The following is a 20,306-nucleotide window of genomic DNA, read 5'->3' on the forward strand; positions in this document are numbered from 1 at the left end:
AAATACTTATGTGGGCTGAATATCTCGTCAGTTTTTTTATCCTCGCCGGCGCCGCTTTCGCGCTGATCGGCTCCATCGGCCTCGCGCGCCTGCCGGATTTTTACATGCGCCTGCACGGCCCCGCCAAATCCACCACCCTCGGTGTCGGCGGCGTGATTACCGGCTCGGTGATTTTGTTCTCCACCCGCGGCGACGGCATCAGCCTGCACGAATGGCTAATCGCCTTATTCCTGTTCATCACCGCCCCGGTGAGCGCGCACATCGCCGCTAAAGCTGCATTGCATTTAAAACTCGAGGCGGTGGAGCGCACGCGTAATAAGCCTTGGGAGTCAAAAGAGTAAATTTGAAAGAGCAGTGAACTTTAGTAACTTGCTCTGCACTAAAAGAGCGTGCAGTGCACATCAAAAAATAAATAATACCAGGCAAGGATGATATTCGATGAAATACCTAAAATACCTGATGTCTCTTTTCGCTTTTGTATCGCTCCACGCAGGAGCATTTGAGTTTAACAATAGCAACACACCCTACGATTTCTCCCAAACCACGCAAATATTCATTGTTGATCAAAAGAACGAAAAATTCTTTGGCATGTTTGATCCTTTCGAAATGAAAATGACCACCGTCCCCAGCCGGTTTTATGTTTCCGTAATGGGAGCAATAGAGCGAGGGCATAGGAATGTGGAAGGAGTTTTCCCGATAGAAGGTGCTGTTAATGACCATGAATATGTATTGATTTTCAGATCACTTAATAGATCGCATATTTTACTTATCGGCAAGGACTGGGTTGTGGATGGCAATAAAAAAATCCAGCTATCTCCCGAAGAGGTAGTTGCGATTTATGAGCTGCTATTAGAACGTTCAAATGATACTCAAGCAACTGATCTACAAAAATTAAACGGGCTGTTTGAAGAGATAAATAATCAACAAGTCGCTGCAGATGGCGATGCGAAAATCAGTAATGATGACGAACTGAAATCTATCATCGAATCAAAAAAGACAATCGAGGAAAGGCTGCCAGCCGGATATGATGACTCAAAAAGCTTACCTTATCACAACAAGGCGCTGGAGAATGAGAGATTTTTAGAAGAGCAAGAGAAAGCAAAAAAATTAACGCAAGAACCGCTGCAATTTAAAAATGAACCAAGTGAGCCGGTCGAAAAAGTTAATGAAGCAATAGAAGATAATGCTCTTCCATTAGAATCTGTTCCAGAAAATAAACAACCCGTAATTGAACAACAAAAGACAGCGGAGACAGGTCTGATTATGAATGGGCTTATAGCGGGGTTTGTAATTGTGCTTCTATGTTTGGCTGGTTTCCTGCGAGTGCGCGGTAAAAACCATCAATAATTGAAAGCGGGCAAGATCAGAGGATGTAGCGGATAAAAATAAAAAACCGCAGGCCATGCAAATGGCCTGCGGTTTTTTATTAGCCTGAGCTTGTGGATTAGAACTTGTAGTTCAGGCTCAGGGTGTAGTTGCGCGGAGTGCCGTAGCGATATGAACTGAAATAGCCTACTTGTGAGTAGTATTTTTCATCGGTTACGTTAGCGGCGTTGAACTGAGCGCTCAGGTCATCAGTAAAGGTGTAGCGAGCCATCAAGCTAACCAGCGAGTAAGCATCCTGAGTGAGTCTGCCAGGCTGGCTTACAGGGTTGATGCCTTCGGAGTAGGTCTCGTTCTGCCAGTTCACACCGCCACCGATCATCAACTTCTCAAGCAATTGGTAAGAGGTGAACAGCTTGAGCGATTTGGTGGCGTTATCGGTGTTCAGGTCATTGCCTTGCGCATCTTCGATGGTGAATTGCGCATAACCGGCACTGATGTTCCAGCCGTCGATTGGTTGACCAACCACTTCAATTTCAAAACCTTTACTCTGCGCACCTTCAGCACCAATGTAGGCATACATTTGCTCAGGTGTACCTACATAAGTGGTGTCGAGTTGTGCCAGGTTGTCTTGCTGAATATCAAAGTAAGCGATGGTAGTTTGCAGACGATCATCCAGGAAGCGACTCTTCAAACCAATCTCGGCACTTTCACCAACCAGTGGATCAAGGAAGTTGCGGTTGGCATCGCGATAGTTCTGCGGCTTGAAGATTTCAGTGTAGCTTGCATAGATGCGGTGGGTATCAGTCAGGTCATAGAGTGCGCCCGCGTAAGGAATGAATTCATCATCGTTCCCGTAATTTACGATACCGCTCCAATCAAAACCGGTGCGCTCCCAAGTCGCAACACGTCCACCCAGGATAAACTTGAGTTTATCGGTGGCAGAAAGACGAGTTGCCGCATAGTAACCGCGCTGTTCGGTTTCAATATCTTGCGATTGGGTGCGTACATCTGACCACTCGGGTTCATTCAGAGTGGGGCTGTCCCATTTATAGAAATCATCAATAGAAATACGGTCATAACCGCCACTCATATCGCCACCCAACGGTAATTGGGTAAAGGTTTCTGCGGACTGATCAGCGCGCAGGGCACCGGCCACAAAATCGTGAGTTTGGTTGAACAGGTTGAAATCACCTTTCAACTGGATATCAAAACTGTCTTGCTTGGATTCGCCATCACTGCGGTAGCGTTGTGCACTCAGGCCGGCACCAGTTGCTTTATCCAGTGAACCGTACACGTAGAGCAAACGTGCTTCTGTTTCGTAGTGCAATTTGTTGTAGTTAGCGAGCAATTCCCAACCATTGCCAAAGGTATGGTTGATGCTGGCAAAGTAGTTAGTGTTGGTTGATTCCCAGCGGTTCCAATCTCTGGAAGTGGTTTTGGATACATCCCAATCTGGTCGGGTACCATCGGAGAAGAAGCCCGGCAAAACACCCCACACGGTCGCTTTCGGATCATTGTTTTGATAGCTGGCACCTACGCGTACCAAGGTCGCGTCGGTCAAATCAGCTTCAAGTACACCGTAGAAAGTGCTCTTGTCGTCTTCGTAATAATCAACGAAGGATTCACCTTGCAACACACGGCCAACAACGCGACCGCGAACACTGCCGCTTTCATTCAGACCAGTACCCACATCGGCGGCAATTGCTTTTTTCTGCCAGCTACCAACAGAGAGATCGACGAAACCGGTCAAATCCTTGCTGTTAGCGTGTTTGCGTACCAGGTTGATAGACGCTGAAGGATCACCTACTGCCGTCATCAAACCGGTTGCGCCGCGCACAAACTCAATACGGTCATAGATAACGGTATCGGCAACAGTTTCGCCTGAATCCCCACCCAAACTCCAGGAAGTTGGTACGCCATCGATTTGATAGCTGTCGATAGCAAAACCGCGCGAATAAAAGCCGTTGCGCACGTTGTCGGTTTCTTCGGCCGTCACACCCACGGCGTTATTTACGGCATCCAGAATGCTGGTGATGTTCTGGTCTTGCATACGCTCAAAGGTCAGTACGGATACTGATTGCGGCGTTTCTGCAATGGTCAGCCCGAGGCCAGTTGCGGTATCCAATGCCTTGGTTTGTTCAACGGCGTACTTGCCAGTAACCACAACCTCTTCAACTTTTGGGCTTTTTTGAGCGCCAGAACCTTGCGCCAAAGCGGCGAGCGGGTTGATGCTGAGCAATATTGCAGCAGAGAGAGGTAAGAGTTTGAATTTCACGAAGCGCTCCAAATGAGAGTAAATAACAAAAGTGGCGCGCATTATAATACTAATAACAATTATTATCATTAGTGAACAATTGTGTTTTGTTGGGAATATTTTGATCAATTGGGGAATCCCATGTCACTGCCTGAATAGACTGAAATGAGCGCGGCCTCAAGATGAAGCCGCCCGCGATGGTGATACCCACTAGAACAACAGATACCCGCCCAGCAATAAGCCACTCAACATGGCCGCAATCGCATTAACCGTTTTCAAGCGCAATGGTAGATAAGTCGCTACCAATCCCACCACCAATGCAGAAAAGGTGATGGCGCAGACCCAGATGGACGCGCCTACGGATGGTCCGCGCAGGAGAATACTGGCGAAAAGTGAAACGGCCAGCAGTGCCCAGCCAGCCAAGGTAAGTAACTGGTTTTGTTTGGGGTCGAGCGCGCGACCGAAAAAGTCGCGCTGGTGTTTGCTCATGGCGGCGGCGAGGCAGCTGAGGCTGATGATGTTAATTGCCCATAATATCCATACCAACATATCAGGCTTGTCCTTCTGCTTGGATGAGAGATTTCTCAACAGGTTTCTCGACAGTCTTGCGCGCTTTAACTACCGCTGCCGGTTTGGTTTGTAATTTATAAACAGACCAGGCGAGCAGGGTACCCATCAGGATGCATGCGAGATCAACGCTGGCGACTGTCCACTGCTGGTGATAAATACTGCTCCACAATGCGCGGCCACCGGTTAATGCATTGACGATGGGGACGATAAAAAATAATCCGGCGCCGATTGCCATTTGTTCGATCCAGGCACTGCGATGCGGCCGCACAGTGGCGTGAATTGCGCTGATCAACCAGGCGATAAAGAAAAATTTAATTTCCATTTCCGGGCGCAGCGGAATTCCAACTGGCACAAAACGGTTCGCACAAAAGTAGACGGCGATTGCGATGGGTAAACCGGCAATAGTGGCAACGTTTAATCGTTCCACCAAACGATAGCCAAACGATTTATAACCTTGTGCCTGCTGTTCGGGCGCGCGTTTCACACACCACAAAATTAATCCACTGGCGACCATCATAGTGCCGAGCAAGCCCGACAAAAATAATAACCAGCGCAATGCCACATCGGCACCGCGCGCCATGTGCAATAAAGTAGTCAGGTTATAAATTGCCGAGGGAATTGAAACAGCGGCAGCTTCTGGTGTCGCTATTACTGCACCGGTCACACCATTAAATTTCATACTCGGTTGTTGGCCGCGACTGAGCAAACTATCGGATTCCTGCGCGCGAATTTCTACTTCGGCATTTTCCCGATTGGGATTGGTTACGCTGATTGATGTAATAGTTTTATTCGGCCACTGCTGTTCAGCTGTTGCCAACATCGCCACCAAATCACCTAGAGGTGCAGCGGGTGCGGTAGGTTGTTGCTCGCGGCCTTCACCATTTCCTCCGCGACCTTCGCGGTTGCCGTTATTGGCTTGTCGCTCACCTCCAGCTTGACGTTCACCATTGCGCTGCGCTTGCTGTTCGCGACGCTCACCAGCTTCGCGATTCGCAGCGCGTGCTTCGTCATTTGCACCTTCACGATTTCGCTGCTGCATACCTTCTCTTTGTTGTTCAGCACCGCGCTGCTGGTTTTGCTGTTGTCCTTGCTGCACAGGGCGGCCATTCATCGCCTGAAAAAAATCTTGTCGCCCACCTTCGTAAGCGGCGTCGATTCCCCAAGGCATCAGCATAAACATCAGCAGTAATAATCCGCTAAAGGTAATGACCAAATGAAACGGCAGCGCGAGCACTGCAGTCGCGTTGTGTGCATCGAGCCAGGAGCGTTGACCTTTGTTTGGTCTGAAGGTGAAAAAATCTTTAAAGATTTTTTTGTGCGTAATAATGCCGCTGATAATGGCCACAAACATAAACAGCGTTGCAAACCCGACGATCCAGCGCGCGATTACGCGATCAATGCCATACAAATCAAAATGAAAACGATAAAGAAAACCGCCGCCGCGAGTGTCGCGTGCGGTAAGTGCTTCACCGGTAGCTGAGTCCAGAGTTAATCGTTCACCGCCACGGCGATCGCGCGGATCATCGCCGGGTTTGCGAATGCTGATTTCGGTCGCGGTTTGTCGATTGCTGGGCAAATTAATATTCCAGGCAGTCGCATCGGGTGCGCGGGTTTGCAGTGCATCAATCGCCGTTTGTAATTGCTGCGCCTGCGGTTGTGTTGCGAGCGATTGGTGCAGCTCCGGTTTCATCCACACGGTAATTTCCTGATGAAAAAAACTGAGTGTGCCGGTTAAAAATACCGCGAACAGCAACCAACCTAATGGCAGGCCAACCCAGGTGTGCAACCAGGACATGGATTGGCGCGGGCCTTCGGATTTTCCGTCGATTCTCATAGTTCACCTATTTTTTAAGAAGCCAATACGCAACAGCAAAAATGATCGCGGGAATTAACACGCCCAGTGTTGCCTTGCGTGTTGACTGCACCATAAATACCCAGATAAAAACGCCGGTATGTACACAAAATGCGAGCAGGGTGCCGCTCAAGGTGGCGCTAGCCTGCTGCTCGGGGAAACCCAAACTGGTGACCATGGCAACCAACGCCGCTAACGCATAGCCGCCAAAAATCGCCAATAAAAACCGGTAAGCAATCATCACCCGGTAGCGGCGCGATGGTCCGGCTTTGCGTCGCGGTGTGCGTGGCGCTGGTACAGCAGTGTTATTGTTTTCTGTGTGCAAAATATTTCCTCTACCAATAAAAATGGACTGCCGTGCAATCAACAACAGTCACGCATTAATTAAAAAACACGTTTTAAAAATTCCTTTCACGTTGGTGTAATACTGGCGCAAACGAGCGTCGAAAGTGCATGCCGCAGAGGGCAGGCGGAAGCAAAAAAGCGGCGGAAGAGCTTCATTGAACACGCGAGCGCAACCTGCTCTCAGATCGGAAGTGAGCCAAATGAACTCCCTTCAGTTGATTGAGTGATTTTACCGCGTTAAATTGAGAAATGTTATCAATGGATAAAAATTATCTATAGTTTTTTATTCTCATTGTGGTGTTCTCACACTGATGCCCAAGCCAAGGTATTTACCCATATGGGAGGATGGGGAAGCCGGGAGCGGCAATAGCAATGCCCGGAGGCATTGCCGCTGCATTTATTCGATGGGATATCCGCTCAAACTGCCAATCGCTTCGAGCGCGACTTGTGCGGTATCGCGGCCTTGTAAATTAACCGCGACCGGGATTTTTTTGCCGCTGCGAGTCAGCGCGCGGATTTTGCAAACTTCTGTGTATCCCTTGCTGCTCTGTGCTTTGTAACTGGTATTGATCTGCAGTTTGACAATCTCTGTGCGTGGGATCTGGTCGCGGCCAATCGGAATACCCAACCAATAACGTTCGCTGATCAGACCATTAGCATCCAGTTGCACGCGCAAACTGGAGAAGAGAAGTTTCAGGCAGAGCAACGCAATAAATCCACCGATAAACATAAATCCCCACACAAGTGGTGCAGGTGCGTTGCCTCGTTGGTACAGCGCAAAACCGGCAATTGCAAAGATTAACCCGACGACCATGGCAGTAAGATTGGTCCCCCACCTCTGCAGCATAGGGAAGTGCATGCGTACACCGCCATGAATTTGCTCCAGATTGGTAATTGTCTCTACTTGCTCCTCGCGGATTTGTTGGTAATGCGGGTGTGCATCGCTCAGTGGGATATCCAGCTGTGGTTGGACGCTGGTGGAAAACACGGGAATATTAAATTGCCGATGCAAATCCACGCCGGGTAAATCGGCCTTTAGGTCCAATCGCCAGAAGTTATAGTCCGAGGAATAAGCTTCCGAGACGGGCAGGCCCTTGGGTACCGCGAAGCGGGTGAGCAAACGTGTCCCGCCAGTCGGCAGCAACTGTGTATGGGCAACGCCGTTTGACTGCCACAAAACACTTTCATTTCGGCTGCGATTTTTACCGCTACCGGTTTCATAACTGCGGATGCAGAGCAATGTGACCGGGAAATGCTGGTTGCTATCAAAGGGAAGTTTCAGATCGATAATGCCGCCGACTTTGCCACCGATGACACCGGGGTAAGGGTCCATCTCCAATACGAGTTGACCAAAGCGACGCCAGCTCAGGGTGATGGTAATCGCTAGATACAATAAGAAAAAACCGGCGATGGGGAATAGCAATATCAGTAAGGCCAGATTGTTGCCTTGGCCGAGTTCATCGGGAATGGCGGTGACGGCTGGCAGGGAGACCAGATTCCAGATAATTGCGAAGATCCAAATTCCCCATAGGCTGCTGCGGGTATCGCACTGCACTCGCGCGCTGGCCCATTCTGTGCGCCCGAGCCAAGGTTTTTCACTGCTGTCGGGATGGTTGGTTTCCGGGTTGCGCGCGACGAACATCCAGACAATCAGGCCAAATCCGACGAGACCAAACACCGCAGCAAAAATCAGCTTGAAGCCGAGCAGGCTCCAACGCAGATCGCGATTGAGTACAGCATCGGCAGGATTATCCGGATTAACCCACGCGGGCACTGATCGACCTCGTTCAAGCGCCGCTTCCAGTTTGCGTACCAGCTCATAGTGGAAATCACCGATATTGTCGGCGCCACTATTGATCGCAACGCGATTGCCAATATATTCCTGCGCTTGATACCGATAGCGGTAGCTAGCCGTTGCTTGATAGGTATAGCTGTCATCACCCTGATTGCGGATCAGCTTGGTCTCAATCAATTTGGCTTCTACCCGTGGCCAGGATTTCATCTGTTGCCACTCAACCAATGAGGGAATGATGCTTAGCACCAGCATGGCCAGCGCCACACCGGCGAACGGCAAGCCAAACAATATCCCAAACCAGCGCCCTTTAAGCTTTTCCTTCATCGTCCGGATTTCCGCCAATTAAAAAGTGAGAGTGTAGTCTACGGCGACAAGAGAGTATGAGACGGGTTGTGGGCTTTTTGCATCGAGCATATAAAAACGGTTACAGGTTAAAGAACAAAAAAATGTAATCGTTTGCCGCAGCATTTTTAGTATTTTTGTCACAATAAATGGCAGAAATTGATCAAATCGCCGTTGACGCTGATAGCGGTGGGCGCGCAGTATGGCGACCTCGACAACAAGTACATGGCGTGTACGCCGCAGGTGAAGCTGCAAGCTAATCCTGCCGGGTCGCTGGATAATAAAAATAACACCGGTACCCGGGATGAGTTGTAGCGTTGTTCATCCCCCAAGCTTTTCAAATTTTTTAAGCTTTTCTTACTTAACGAGTGCTGCCCAGCAGCCATAGATAACGTTTGCCTGTCGGCGAGCGTATCGGCGTTTTTCGGTCTTTATCCCTGCTGCATCACCAGCGGGTGTTTTCGTTTTTCCATAACAACAAACCGAATAACAACGATATAGCCACGAACAAGGTAATCACCATGAAAATAACACCAATGACGCGCCGTATTGGCCAGTACTTCGTATTGGGTGCGGCGACCAGTTTGCTCGCCTGCGCAGTGCAAGCACAAACCCTGGGTTCCAACCTGGCCGTAACCGGCCCCTCTGCCGGCGCCGACGGCTCGGGTTTTGATAACACCAAATTAGTCCGCGATGGCAACGCCGCAACTGTGTCACTTGCCAGCGGCACCAGCAACCAGCGCGTGTCGGTAAAGTGGGGCAGTGCGGTAACGTTTAATACGGTGATTCTGCGCGAATCCGGTAGCAAAGTGACTACATGGAGTTTGGTCAATAACGACAGCGGCGCAGTACTCGCAACCGGAACTGGAATTGGTGCCGAGCGCGTTGTGAATTTGGGTACGCAGAGTGCGAAAAAAATTAATTTGATTGTGAATGCGACCAGCGCACCGGGCATCGCTGAATTTGAAGTGTATAACGCGACTGGCACAGTGGCGTCATCGAGTAAATCGTCTTCCAGTATTGCGCCAAGCAGCTCGTCCAAATCTTCAGTTGTACCGAGCAGTTCATCCAAATCGTCTACCGCACCAAGCAGTACGCCGCTGTCCAGTAGTAGATCATCAGTTGCGCCGAGTAGTGTACCTGCATCAAGCATTCCCGCTTCCAGCCTACCTTCTTCAAGTAAGGCAAGCAGCAGCGTTCCCGATAACGGCAGCATCAGCGCGGACTGTATTCGCATTGCAACCAATCCATCGGTTAACTGGCGTGATACCTCGTTAAAAACCGATCAGGAAATTGTGAGTTGTTTGTCCAAAACTTTGGGTAAACCGGTTGGCTATGGTGAAAAAGCGCTCGGTGGTTTTGATCCGAACGGCAACAGCAAACTGACCATCATTACCAAAAATTCCAGCACGTCGGTTGAGCAACAAATTCTCACCGCAATTACCGGCGAAGCGCACAACTGGATTGTGTTCGATAAAATCCAATTTGCGCAGCCAAGTGAAATTGGTATGTACCGTTTGGGTTGCAGCAATGCGACTGTGCAATCCATTCTCGGTGCAACAGAAGCCGAGTGCGTGAATTACACCCAGTGGTGTGCAAAAAATGGTGTGAGCAGTGCAAATTGTGTAACACAATTTTTTAATACGGCGATGAATAAATCCAACAACCCGATTCGCAATCCGGTGATCGGTTCCAACAAAACCATCGACGGTCGCGGCAGTGAGGCTTATTTCCTGTTTAGCGGTTTTGCGATTGGTAAAGACCAAACCGGTTCACCAACCCAAACTGCCAACAGCGTGATTCTCACTCATTTGAATTTCAAAGGTGCGGGTCACACCGAAGACCATTATGTTGATCCAGATATGATTCGCTCGACCGGCGCATCGCACGATATCTGGATTCACAAAAATACCTTTGATACCACCGGCGATTCAGCCTTCGATGTAAAAGTCGGCGCTTACAATGTGACTATGTCATTCAACCGTTTGGTGAATGTGAAGCGCGCAGTGTTACACGGCTCCAGCGATAGCCACACGATCGATAAACAAATCACCACCACTATGCACAACAATGCGTTTATCACTACTGACGATAGTTACAAATTGTTGGGCAACACTTTGCGTCGTGTGCCTTTGTTGCGTCACGGAAAAACTCATATGTTTAACAACGTGTTTGTAAACTATCGCAACCAGATTTTGAGTTTGCGTGTGGGCGCCAGCGCATTGATGGAAGACAGTGTGTTTGTAGTGAATGCGATCCATCAGGAGAAAAGTACCGTTGCTGCGTCACTCGCCGAAATCAGCACCAACCTGTTTAAAGATATTAGCGATGGCTCCTTCCGCAATGATCGCAACTTCCTCTGGTTTGGTGATGCCAGCTGTAACTTGACTGGAACCACGCAAACGACACTGACTGCAACTAATGGCACAGTCGCCAATCTCGCCAGCAATTACAACGCTGCATCACAAGCGACGATTAATAGCTGGCGTTTTGCTGCAGGTCAGGATCTGGTGAATTACGTGAGTGCAACTGCCGGTAAATACGGTCAGATTCCGTATAACTCACCACTCGCTGCTGATAAGTACTATGTTCTTGGTTTAGGTCAGGTGCCTTGCCAAACACGCTAAGTATTAAATAGCTGGACGTAGTTGTACCGAAAAGCCCCGTTGCATTGCAACGGGGCTTTTTTATTGTGTAGTAAAAAATCTTGGAGGATTTTGGGTGAATTATCTACAATCACACTACCTGTTATTTATCTGCTGGATTATTAATGGACGTTACCGACAACGCATTTGCTGCATTGAAAAAATCCATGGATTCCTATTATCCATTGGGTGCAGACACCTGGGTGGCAATTTTAGCGATCAGCAAATACCGCGAATTAAAAAAGCAGCAGGTGTTGTATGCATTGGGTGAAATTCCATCTGCTTTTGCATTTGTCTATTCGGGTTTATTCAGGACGTTTATTACCGATGAAAAGGGTACTGAATACAATAAGAATTTTTTCTACGAAGGAACTTTTCCCGGCTCTATGACGGCGCTGTTGCGCAAGGAGCCATCGGAGTTTGCAATTGTGGCTTTGGAGCCAGCGCAGATTATTGAAATTGATTTCGCTGCCTATCGCGCACTGCTGCACCAGTGCGAGGATTTAAAACTGTTCCAGATTTATTATCTGGAAAAAAACTGGCTGCTCGCCAAAGACGCGCGTGAAATTGCGATAGTGCAAGAAGATGCTACCCAACGCTACCTGAAGTTTATTGCAGAGTATCCGTTTCTGGTGGAACGTTTGCCGCAGCACCATATCGCCTCTCATCTCGGTATTACCCCGACCCAATTAAGCCGTATCCGCAAAAATTTGGTTTGATCGATCTGTTTCTCAAGTTTCAAAGTCAAATATCAAGTGTTAAATTTCAAATCTATCAACCTATGTAAATGAAATGGATTCGCTCGCTCACTAAGCTGGCCATATTGGTTACAGCAATAGGAGTGAACAATGAATCTTATCAATGCGCTTAACTGGCGTTATGCCGTGCGGGAATTTTCCAGCGAAACCATCGCACCGCAGCAGCTACAACAATTATTAGATGCAACGCGTTTGAGCGCGTCGTCTTACGGGTTGCAGCCGTATCATTTGCTGGTTATTCAATCGCCCGTTATCAAAGAACAACTAATTGAATTCTCTCTCGGGCAGGACAAAGTTTCCAATTGCTCGCAGCTGATTGTATTTGCCGCGCACACCAATATTGGTGATGCCACTGTGAATCGCTATATCAAGCAATTTTCGCAAACACGCGGCGTCGAGGTTTCACAACTTGCGAATATGCAAGCGCATTACAAAGCGGCGTTGGCAGTGATGGATAAAAACCAGCGGCAGCAGTGGGCGCATCAACAAGCTTATATCGCGCTGGGGAATTTCCTTACCTGTGCTGCATTAATGCAAATCGATACCTGCCCGATCACCGGTATCGAGTTTGATGGTTATGACAAGGTATTGGGTTTGCGCGAAAAAAATCTCACTACCACTGCAGTGTGCCCGATTGGTATTCGCCATCCGCAGGACGCCAGCGCGCATGAAAAGAAAGTGCGTTTTGATGCACATGACATGGTAAGCCTGCTATGAATTATTTTTCATGGTTGGCATTGCTCGCCGGTGCCGCAATTGGCATTCAAGCGGGCATGAATGCGCAATTGGGTGTGTTGTTAAAAAGCCCGCTACTTTCCGCTGCCATCACCTTTATGGTGGCCTGTTGTTGTGTACTGATTGTTGTTGCACTCACAACGCGCCAATTGCCTTCGTTAATTAGTGTGCAATCTGTGCCGCTGCATTTATGGTTTTCCGGTGCTATCAGCGCTTTTGGTGTTGCGTCATTTTATTTTTTAATTCCGCGTATGGGCGTTGGCCCGATGATGTCATTTGCACTGACCGGACAATTACTGATTGCAATGTTAGTCAGCCACTTCGGCTGGTTTGATTTGCCCACCAAATCCATCAATGTTTCCAAATGTCTGGGTGTGCTGGCGATGATCGCAGGCATACTGCTAATTAATCGGGAGTAAACAGCGTGATGAACCTGGATCAATGCAATATCGATAACCTCACATCGCTCTGGCGAAAAATGGGTGTGGAAAAAAATTCGGAATTTACACTGGATGGATTAACCGTTTCGCAAACCTGGCCAAACCGTTTTTGGTTTGATTGGAGTGCGAGCGCAGAGCAGATGGCAGCGATTGATGAGTTACTGCCAAATCTACCGGCGCGTGCGGTTGTTCCTGTGTGGTTGGGTGCGGGTGAAAAATCCGTGCAACTGGAGCGCGATCTGTTGGATAAAGGTTTTAGCGTTTCATTCCAGCAGTTGGCGATGTATCTGGATTTACAAACCGCTCAGCCTGAACAAGTGTCCGCGCTGGATATCACCAAGGTACAAACGCAACAGGATTTAGAAGCATGGACAACAACCGCCAGTGCCGCTTTTGGTTATTGGATTGATATAAGCGCAATCGCAAACCTGATCGCTGAAACAGACGTAACCCTGCTGCTGGTAAAACAAAATGGCGAACCTGTAGCGACAGCGTTGGTTTACCAAACCGGTGAGATTATCGGTGCGCACCTTGTGGGAGTGCCCGAGGCTTATCGCGGACGGGGAATTGCACGGGCGTTAATGCACCATGTCATCAAGCTATCGATTGAGCTGGACGGAAAATACCTCACGTTACAAGCATCCCTCGCAGGCGAACCGCTCTACCGCCAACTGGGTTTTGTACCGCAGTTTGTAATCAAGAATTACCATCGCATCTGAATAATGTGCTGCTCTTCTTCTCGTAAAACCCGCCTTCTGGCGGGTTTTTTATTCCTGCCACAGCAGTCCTTCCGAAAAAAGCCTTATAAAAAATCTAGATAACCAGTTCACATAAAGTGGCGTTTTTATAATCATTAACTAATCTAATCCTGTTAATCAGGCTTTAAAAGCAAAATTGGTTATAGCCGAACGATGGATTGGCATGTAAATCAATCACTTATATAACCAAAAATATTCCTCCTTAGTTAATCCCAGGATAATTTTATGACGTTTTCCAGATTGAGACGTTTAGGGACATTCTCCCTTTTGGTAGGCATTGGCCTGATGGCACAAGCGGCATTGGCAGGTACTTTGACCAATGTGTCAGTAACACCGGCTGATCCCGCACCGGGCGCGACTACCAGCTACACCTTTCAATACACCGTAGAGCAGGATGTCTATCAGGACGAAGCTTTGCTCTATGTGACTTTCCCTAGCGGGTTTACTGTGGCGGGTAGTGGTTGTAGCCGGATTACGTCTATTACGCTGAATCCTGATATGGGTGAAACTGCAAGTTGTGCTCAGTCTTATGGTACGGGCAATACGGTAGGTTTCACGGTTACCTTGAGTAATGGCGGCTCCGTTATTGGCGATCCAGTCAATACGGTGGTTACTGTCGTTGTTGGCGGTGTGACCAACCCGTCGGTAGCCGGGAATTATGATTTTGATCCCGCAGGCGGCATCAATTCCAGCACGGGTATTTACACCACCCAGTTTATTGACTCGGGTAATCCGGTTTTCACAGAAAAAGATAAAGCACCAAAACAAACCGTGGCCATAGGTACGCCTACTGCGGTCAATGGTGCATGTGGAGTTGCTCACGGAAAAGTTGTTGATGCTTCCAGACTTCCACCTTCATCAGAGCTCTGCGCTGTTGATGTCGACTTCGGGTATGCGGAAGACGCAACGAGAGTGTACTGGGGTTGTAAAGGTAAGAACGGCGGTACGGATACGGCAGCCAATGCGTGTTCCGCGACCAAAGGTCATCTGATATTGGCAGGTCCCTTCCCGCTCGACAGTGGTACCGCGAGCTGTTCTCCCAATCCGGTCGTTAGCGGTGGAAGCTCGATTTGTACTGCAACACCCGAGCCCGGCTATATGTTCGACAATTGGAGTGGTGACTGTACCGGCGCAAGTTGTGTGCTTACTAATGTAAACACCATCAAGTATATAGATGCTAATTTCGTGGTTGCTCAATACCCGGTTACAACTTCGGTAAATCCCTCAACGGCTGGCTCGGTAAGTTGTACCAGCAATCCCGTAACCCATGGCAATAACACCACTTGTACCTATACCGCTAACCCCGGGTATACCTTTACCAGTTGGAGTGGTGACTGTACTGGCGCGACCTGTGCACTGACTAATTTAACCAGTGCCAAATCGGTGACGGCCAATTTCACCGCACCGACATTTACCATCACGGTAAACACTTCCGGTTTAGGGACTGCCTCTTGTACACCTAACCCGGTAAATGGCGGTAGCAATAGCACCTGTACTGCCACTCCAAGTGCAGGCAATACCTTTACAGGTTGGAGCGGTGACTGCGCTGGCAATAGTTGTGTATTGACCAGTGTGAATGCGAACAAAGCGGTAACCGCCACTTTTGCACCAGCGACATTCAGTATTTCCGGCTTAGCATCGCCCACTGTTGGTGGTAGCGTCAGTTGCTCCGGTAGCATTAGCCACGGTGGCAATGGTTCGTGCAGTGCAACAGCCAATAGCGGCTATGCCTTTAGTAGCTGGAGTGGTTGCCCGAGTGCGAATGGATCTTCTTGTAGTTTCACTAATGTCACTGCTAACCGCAGTGTGACAGCTAATTTCACTGCCAATACATACACAGTGACCGCAAGCGCTAATCCTACACAGGCTGGTTCAGCTTCCTGTGTCAGCCCGGTAACCCATGGTGGCGATAGTAGCTGTACCGCTAAAGCGACAACCGGATACAAGTTCAGCAGCTGGAGCGGTGCATGTACTGGTAGTGACTGCTTTATCACTAATGTCACCGGCAACTCGACTGCCGTCGCTAACTTTGTATTGATCCCAACCTACAACGTCAGCACCAGCGTATCGCCATTGGATAGCGGCAAGATCACCTGCAGCAAAGACATTATTGAAGGTGGTACTGGCACCTGTACGGCTAAAGCCAATCCCGGCTATCGCTTTACCAGTTGGGGTGGGGATTGTTCGGGCAATACCAACTGCTCGCTGGAAAATGTCACCGGTGCTAAATCAGTAAATGCGACTTTTGAGGTTGCTACTAGTTTCAGGATTACCGCTTACCTCCAATGGTTTGACGGGACGTATCAAGTAGAAGATTTAGATTTTTACGATGCATTAGATTGTTCACACTCCAATCCTGTCAGCATAAATTCTACAGTGACCTGCATGTTGCCTGATTCTTCGTTGGAGAGTATCGGAGGATACAGATTTATAGGCTGGAGTGGTGACTGTAGCCGTGTTGAAGGCGGCAATTGCATCATTGACAATATAACTACAGATAAGCACATAAACATTCGCCTCGGCTACCCCGAGAGAAGTGGTTGGAGGATCAAAGTTCTGCCTGCGGGAGCGGGTAGTATTTGGTGTCACAGGTATGATTCTTTAAATGTATCTAGCCTGAGCGCGAGCATCGTGCGTCAAGAATGTATCGCTGAAGCAAATCCGGGCTACGCTTTCACTTCTTTCACGGATGGTAGTGATGGCAACAGTGTCTACGTTAACTTCACCAAACAGGCTGACACTCCGGTAGTGACCTGTACTGATTGCAACAACAGCACCCTCAGCACCGACACTACAACCACCCAAGTGGTAAGCAAAACCAGCGAACCGGATGCTCAAGGCAATACAACCCAATCAACAGTAGCGATTACAACCGATACTGAAAAGCGCGGTAGCTCAACGACGGTACAGGTTTCAAGTCAGGACGCGAATGGAGTAATTGAATTTTCGACAGGCGTGGTGACTAATAATTCGGGCATTCAAGGCTCTGTTATTGGTAACACTGTAATTGTAAGCCCAATCATTGGCCCATCGGAGCTTTCCGGCTCTGTGGTTGCCTCCCCTGACAAGGTCACTACCACTGTTGAGAACAACGGGCAGAAGGTTGCAGAGGTAAATACCAGCAGCGGCCAAACGGCGGCAGTAAATGCTACCGAGACTGGAATCACTGTTGGTGTTACCGATACGGCTACAGGCACAACACTGGGTACGACCACAGTCTCGGGTGACACAACTACTACCGCTTCTGCTGATGGCTCAACCCTTGTACGCAATGCCGCGCGCGGCGATTCAGCGGCGACCAGTACTTTTTACGGTGCGGGAACTGTTATTAGTTCTTCCGTGTTTGGAAACAGCTCCGTTACTACCACTCAAGGGTTTGGTGGTTTAGGCAGCAGTGCCACTATGAATATTGCATCCTCACAGACTTCATCGATTATTTCCGGCGCAATTAGCGGGGGTTTTGTTAGCGCGGGAACCGGTGGTTTTACTCCCGCTACCAATTCGGGCGGCGGCTTCTCGGGCAGTAACGTTAGCGCGCAAGTGACAGCATCTGGAGTTTCCGCTCCAAACCAAAAAGCTGGCTTACAAAAAACATCAGCAGCAGATGACAACGCTCAAGCGGCAATTGATATCACTGGTGGAACACTGCAATCCGTCCAACTTTATTCTGATAGCACAGGCTTGGTGGAATTTTTCAAACCAGGTGCTGATGCCAATTCACCACAAATGACCGCGTTTGAAAGTACAGAAACATCTTTCAGCATCACTCTTAGCTATCCAGCCAAGTAATAAAACAGGAGCACATCATGAAAAAATTAATTGTTAAATCTGTTCTCCTGTTATCTGTTTGTGGATTGGTTGCCTGTGGTGGTGACAACAAAAAAAGCCATAACAGCTCGTCATCCAGTATGGTGAGTTCCAGCAGTTCATCGGCAGTGAGCAACGTGATGCAACTTAATAAAGAGTATCCCTACACCGCCAGTACTAAAATCGCCAATACCGGCACCACTGCTTTGGTCGTAGAAAAGAAACATTATTGGGATGGCAATAAAACAGTGGTGATTCTGAAAGAGGGCAGTGCAACTATCGATTAATCGCTGTTTATTATTCAGTAATAAAAAAAGCCCCGCTGTTATGCAGCGGGGCTTTTTGTTTTTGATGGGATCATAAAATACGGCGTATGTTTGTCGCCTGGGTCTTCGTGGAAAAAATATGGGTTAGTTCTAGTATTAAAAACGCCATTAATAACAATGGTAAAAACGATAAAGGAACTAAATCTATGAAAATGCTAACCATAAAAAATGTAGTGAAGCTCGCGACGGGTGTTATCTCAGCTTTGGTGTTTTCCGCGCAAGCGTTTGCGGGCGATATCGCCTTAAGTGGAAGCTACGGAAATTATATGCAATCGGATTGTGCATGGAATCTTTCCAGCTCTAACACCTATGGCCCTAATAATGTACCCAGTGGTGCAACGACTAATGGTGTGCAAGTTACTATTCATTATTTAATGTGTGCCGGAAATCCTGCACCACAAGCGGTGAAAACCGAGGTGGTTAATTTTACGTTTACTGTGCCTTACTGGAATATCCGCACTGAAACAAGCCGGAGTTGCAGCCTCAGTTCTGCCCAGGCGACAGCGGTTGGTAATTGTGTAGACCATCGCGTATACAATTAAATATCGATGCAACAATTATATCCCGCATAAAAAAATCCCCGCTGTTGCGGGGACTTTTTAAAAATAGATTTAATTAATCTGTTTGCTCTTCAAGATTGGCATCAGTCGCAACTATCCGCACACCGTCTTTTCTTGCTGGTGGCATTTTGGCGATTTCGTTTTCAATCCAGTTTTTAACTTCTTCGGTTAATTGTTTGCGGTCTTTGCCTTCGGTGGCAAAAGGCTCGCTGATCACTACGCGAATAGTGCCGGGATATTTTTTAAAATCTTTATGTGGCCAGCATTCGCCCGCGTTGTGTGCAACGGCGATAATCGGTACACCAGCGGTGATGGCAATGTCGGCACCGCTGCGCGCGTAGTTGCCAACTTGTCCAACCGGAGTGCGTGTGCCTTCGGGGAAAATCAAAAAGTTATTACCTTGTTGTAAACGTTCAATGCCTTTTCGCTTAATTTCTTTTAACGCTTGAATCGGGTTGCTGCGGTCGATTGCAATTGGGCGCAAACTTGCCAAGCCCCAACCAAAAAACGGAATGCGGAATAATTCTTTTTTGAGGATGGTGCTGACCGGGCCAAAATAATATTGCAGGAACATGGTTTCCCATGTGCTTTGGTGTTTTGCCATTACCACGCAGGGAAATTTATCAGCGTGTTTATGGCCAATAATTTCAAAACGCACATTGCAGCACACACGTAACCAGACCATTACGAAACGGTTCCAGCAGGTGACAATGCGCCAGCGCCAAGAGTAGGGAAAAATAGGCCAGATAATAACGGCAATAAAACCGATTAAGCCACTACTAAGGTTGTAACCAATAGTAAAAAGTAAACTGCGAAGTCTGAGCACAATTATTCCTGTTAACGTGTTATCAATTGCCAGAGGCAATAATAAAATCAGCAGCGGTAGCGAGGTTATCGAATACCTGAACTTGTTCGTGGGTTATCAGTGGTGCATCGGTTTGCAAACCGGGCACTGCAAGCTGTGCTTGGGTGCGCACACCATTACCGGTGAGTACCAGAATCGGCTTACATGCTTTTTGTACTGCCGCCTGTAAGTCGCGCAGGCTATCGCCAATAAAATAACTGCCTTCAACCGAGGTGTTAAATTCAGCTTCAATGGCATCGAGCATGCCGGGTTTCGGCTTGCGGCATTTGCAGTTGTCATCCGGATTGTGCGGGCAATAAAAAATGCCGCCAATTTCGCCACCATTTTCTTCCACCAGGCGCGTAATTTTTTCGTGCATGGCTTCCAGGTCTTCCAGCTCAAATTTACCTTTGGCAAGCCCGGATTGATTGGTGGCAATCACCACAGTAAAGCCCGCTTTATTCAAACGCACTATAGCCGCGATGCTGCCTTCAATCGGAATACATTCATCGGCAGACTTTACGTAATCTTCGCGATCCTGATTAATAACACCGTCGCGGTCGAGGATAATAAGTTTCATGAATTTTCCATTTTACTCACCCCCTCCCAACCTCTCCCTTTCCAAGGGGGAGGAGCGGACATAACTCCGTTTTACTCGCGGAGTGAAATCAAGCTCCCTCCCTTTTTAAGGGGAGGGCTGGGGCGCCCGGCTAGGGGTGGGGTTAGGTTTAGTTTTTCGCTGGAACCAGATAAGAAATATCGGCTACTTCCAAAAACAGTCCGCGCAGTTGTTGCAACAACGCCAAGCGGTTTTGTTGCAGCGCCGGGTCATCGCTCATCACCATCACGCTATCAAAAAACGCATCGACGGTGGGTTGTAAATCGGCGAGTGCTGCCAATGCTTTGGTGTATTCGCGCGAAGCAAACAGCGGAGCAACTACAGCCGCTT

Annotated in this window: 18 protein-coding genes; 10 read left to right on the forward strand and 8 right to left on the reverse strand. The window is 48.4% G+C overall.

Features of this window, described 5'->3' with window-relative positions:
• Positions 1–8 precede the first annotated feature (8 nt).
• Positions 9–341 carry a Na+/H+ antiporter subunit G gene (locus tag AAGC78_RS10110; RefSeq protein ID WP_435783953.1) on the forward strand — a complete coding sequence of 111 codons (333 nt, stop codon included), beginning with the start codon at positions 9–11 and terminating at the stop codon, positions 339–341.
• Between the two features lie 97 nt (positions 342–438).
• Positions 439–1,347: a hypothetical protein gene (locus AAGC78_RS10115; RefSeq protein WP_435783954.1), complete on the forward strand. Its 909-nt coding sequence runs from the start codon at positions 439–441 to the stop codon at positions 1,345–1,347.
• Between the two features lie 97 nt (positions 1,348–1,444).
• Here the strand turns inward: AAGC78_RS10115 and AAGC78_RS10120 are convergent, their stop codons facing one another.
• The 5 genes from AAGC78_RS10120 to AAGC78_RS10140 form a co-directional block, all read right to left on the reverse strand.
• Positions 1,445–3,601 (reverse strand): TonB-dependent siderophore receptor, encoded by a 2,157-nt coding sequence (locus AAGC78_RS10120; RefSeq protein ID WP_435783955.1) that lies wholly within the window; start codon positions 3,599–3,601, stop codon positions 1,445–1,447.
• A gap of 189 nt (positions 3,602–3,790) precedes the next feature.
• Complete coding sequence (locus AAGC78_RS10125) at positions 3,791–4,129, reverse strand: DUF3325 domain-containing protein (protein WP_435783956.1); 339 nt, start codon at positions 4,127–4,129, stop codon at positions 3,791–3,793.
• Position 4,130: 1 nt separating this feature from the next.
• Entirely contained in the window at positions 4,131–5,984 is a 1,854-nt protein-coding gene (locus tag AAGC78_RS10130) for a PepSY-associated TM helix domain-containing protein (protein WP_435783957.1), read from the reverse strand.
• A 7-nt stretch (positions 5,985–5,991) separates the two neighbouring features.
• Positions 5,992–6,327, reverse strand: coding sequence for a hypothetical protein (locus AAGC78_RS10135; RefSeq protein WP_435783958.1), 336 nt, complete (start codon positions 6,325–6,327; stop codon positions 5,992–5,994).
• Positions 6,328–6,744: 417 nt separating this feature from the next.
• Entirely contained in the window at positions 6,745–8,466 is a 1,722-nt protein-coding gene (locus tag AAGC78_RS10140) for a DUF3592 domain-containing protein (protein WP_435783959.1), read from the reverse strand.
• A gap of 539 nt (positions 8,467–9,005) precedes the next feature.
• Between AAGC78_RS10140 and AAGC78_RS10145 the strand changes: the two genes are divergently transcribed.
• From AAGC78_RS10145 to AAGC78_RS10180, 8 genes are all read left to right on the forward strand, one after another.
• Positions 9,006–11,111, forward strand: coding sequence for a pectate lyase (locus AAGC78_RS10145; RefSeq protein ID WP_435783960.1), 2,106 nt, complete (start codon positions 9,006–9,008; stop codon positions 11,109–11,111).
• A gap of 143 nt (positions 11,112–11,254) precedes the next feature.
• Positions 11,255–11,848: a Crp/Fnr family transcriptional regulator gene (locus AAGC78_RS10150; protein ID WP_435783961.1), complete on the forward strand. Its 594-nt coding sequence runs from the start codon at positions 11,255–11,257 to the stop codon at positions 11,846–11,848.
• A gap of 129 nt (positions 11,849–11,977) precedes the next feature.
• Positions 11,978–12,604, forward strand: coding sequence for an NAD(P)H-dependent oxidoreductase (locus tag AAGC78_RS10155; RefSeq protein ID WP_435783962.1), 627 nt, complete (start codon positions 11,978–11,980; stop codon positions 12,602–12,604).
• Positions 12,601–13,041, forward strand: coding sequence for a DMT family transporter (locus AAGC78_RS10160; protein ID WP_435783963.1), 441 nt, complete (start codon positions 12,601–12,603; stop codon positions 13,039–13,041). Before AAGC78_RS10155 ends, AAGC78_RS10160 begins: the two co-directional genes overlap by 4 nt.
• An 8-nt stretch (positions 13,042–13,049) precedes the next feature.
• On the forward strand, positions 13,050–13,781 hold the full coding sequence (locus AAGC78_RS10165) for a GNAT family N-acetyltransferase (RefSeq protein WP_435783971.1): 732 nt from the start codon (positions 13,050–13,052) through the stop codon (positions 13,779–13,781).
• A 264-nt stretch (positions 13,782–14,045) separates the two neighbouring features.
• Complete coding sequence (locus AAGC78_RS10170; protein ID WP_435783964.1) at positions 14,046–17,609, forward strand: InlB B-repeat-containing protein; 3,564 nt, start codon at positions 14,046–14,048, stop codon at positions 17,607–17,609.
• Between the two features lie 17 nt (positions 17,610–17,626).
• Complete coding sequence (locus AAGC78_RS10175; RefSeq protein WP_435783965.1) at positions 17,627–17,914, forward strand: hypothetical protein; 288 nt, start codon at positions 17,627–17,629, stop codon at positions 17,912–17,914.
• Between the two features lie 185 nt (positions 17,915–18,099).
• Positions 18,100–18,495 carry a hypothetical protein gene (locus AAGC78_RS10180; RefSeq protein ID WP_435783966.1) on the forward strand — a complete coding sequence of 132 codons (396 nt, stop codon included), beginning with the start codon at positions 18,100–18,102 and terminating at the stop codon, positions 18,493–18,495.
• A 73-nt stretch (positions 18,496–18,568) separates the two neighbouring features.
• On the opposite strand, the gene AAGC78_RS10185 is transcribed toward AAGC78_RS10180, so the two are convergent.
• The 3 genes from AAGC78_RS10185 to AAGC78_RS10195 all read right to left on the reverse strand — a co-directional run.
• A complete protein-coding gene (locus AAGC78_RS10185; RefSeq protein ID WP_435783967.1) occupies positions 18,569–19,339 on the reverse strand; it encodes a lysophospholipid acyltransferase family protein in 771 nt (256 codons plus the stop codon).
• A gap of 22 nt (positions 19,340–19,361) precedes the next feature.
• Entirely contained in the window at positions 19,362–19,937 is a 576-nt protein-coding gene (gmhB, locus tag AAGC78_RS10190; RefSeq protein ID WP_435783968.1) for a D-glycero-beta-D-manno-heptose 1,7-bisphosphate 7-phosphatase, read from the reverse strand.
• 148 nt (positions 19,938–20,085) lie between these two features.
• Positions 20,086–20,306, reverse strand: a 221-nt coding sequence (locus tag AAGC78_RS10195) for a DALR anticodon-binding domain-containing protein (RefSeq protein WP_435783969.1), incomplete at its 5' end; no start/stop codon positions are given.

The sequence above is a fragment of the Cellvibrio sp. genome, from assembly GCF_039207905.1.
Lineage (GTDB): Bacteria > Pseudomonadota > Gammaproteobacteria > Pseudomonadales > Cellvibrionaceae > Cellvibrio.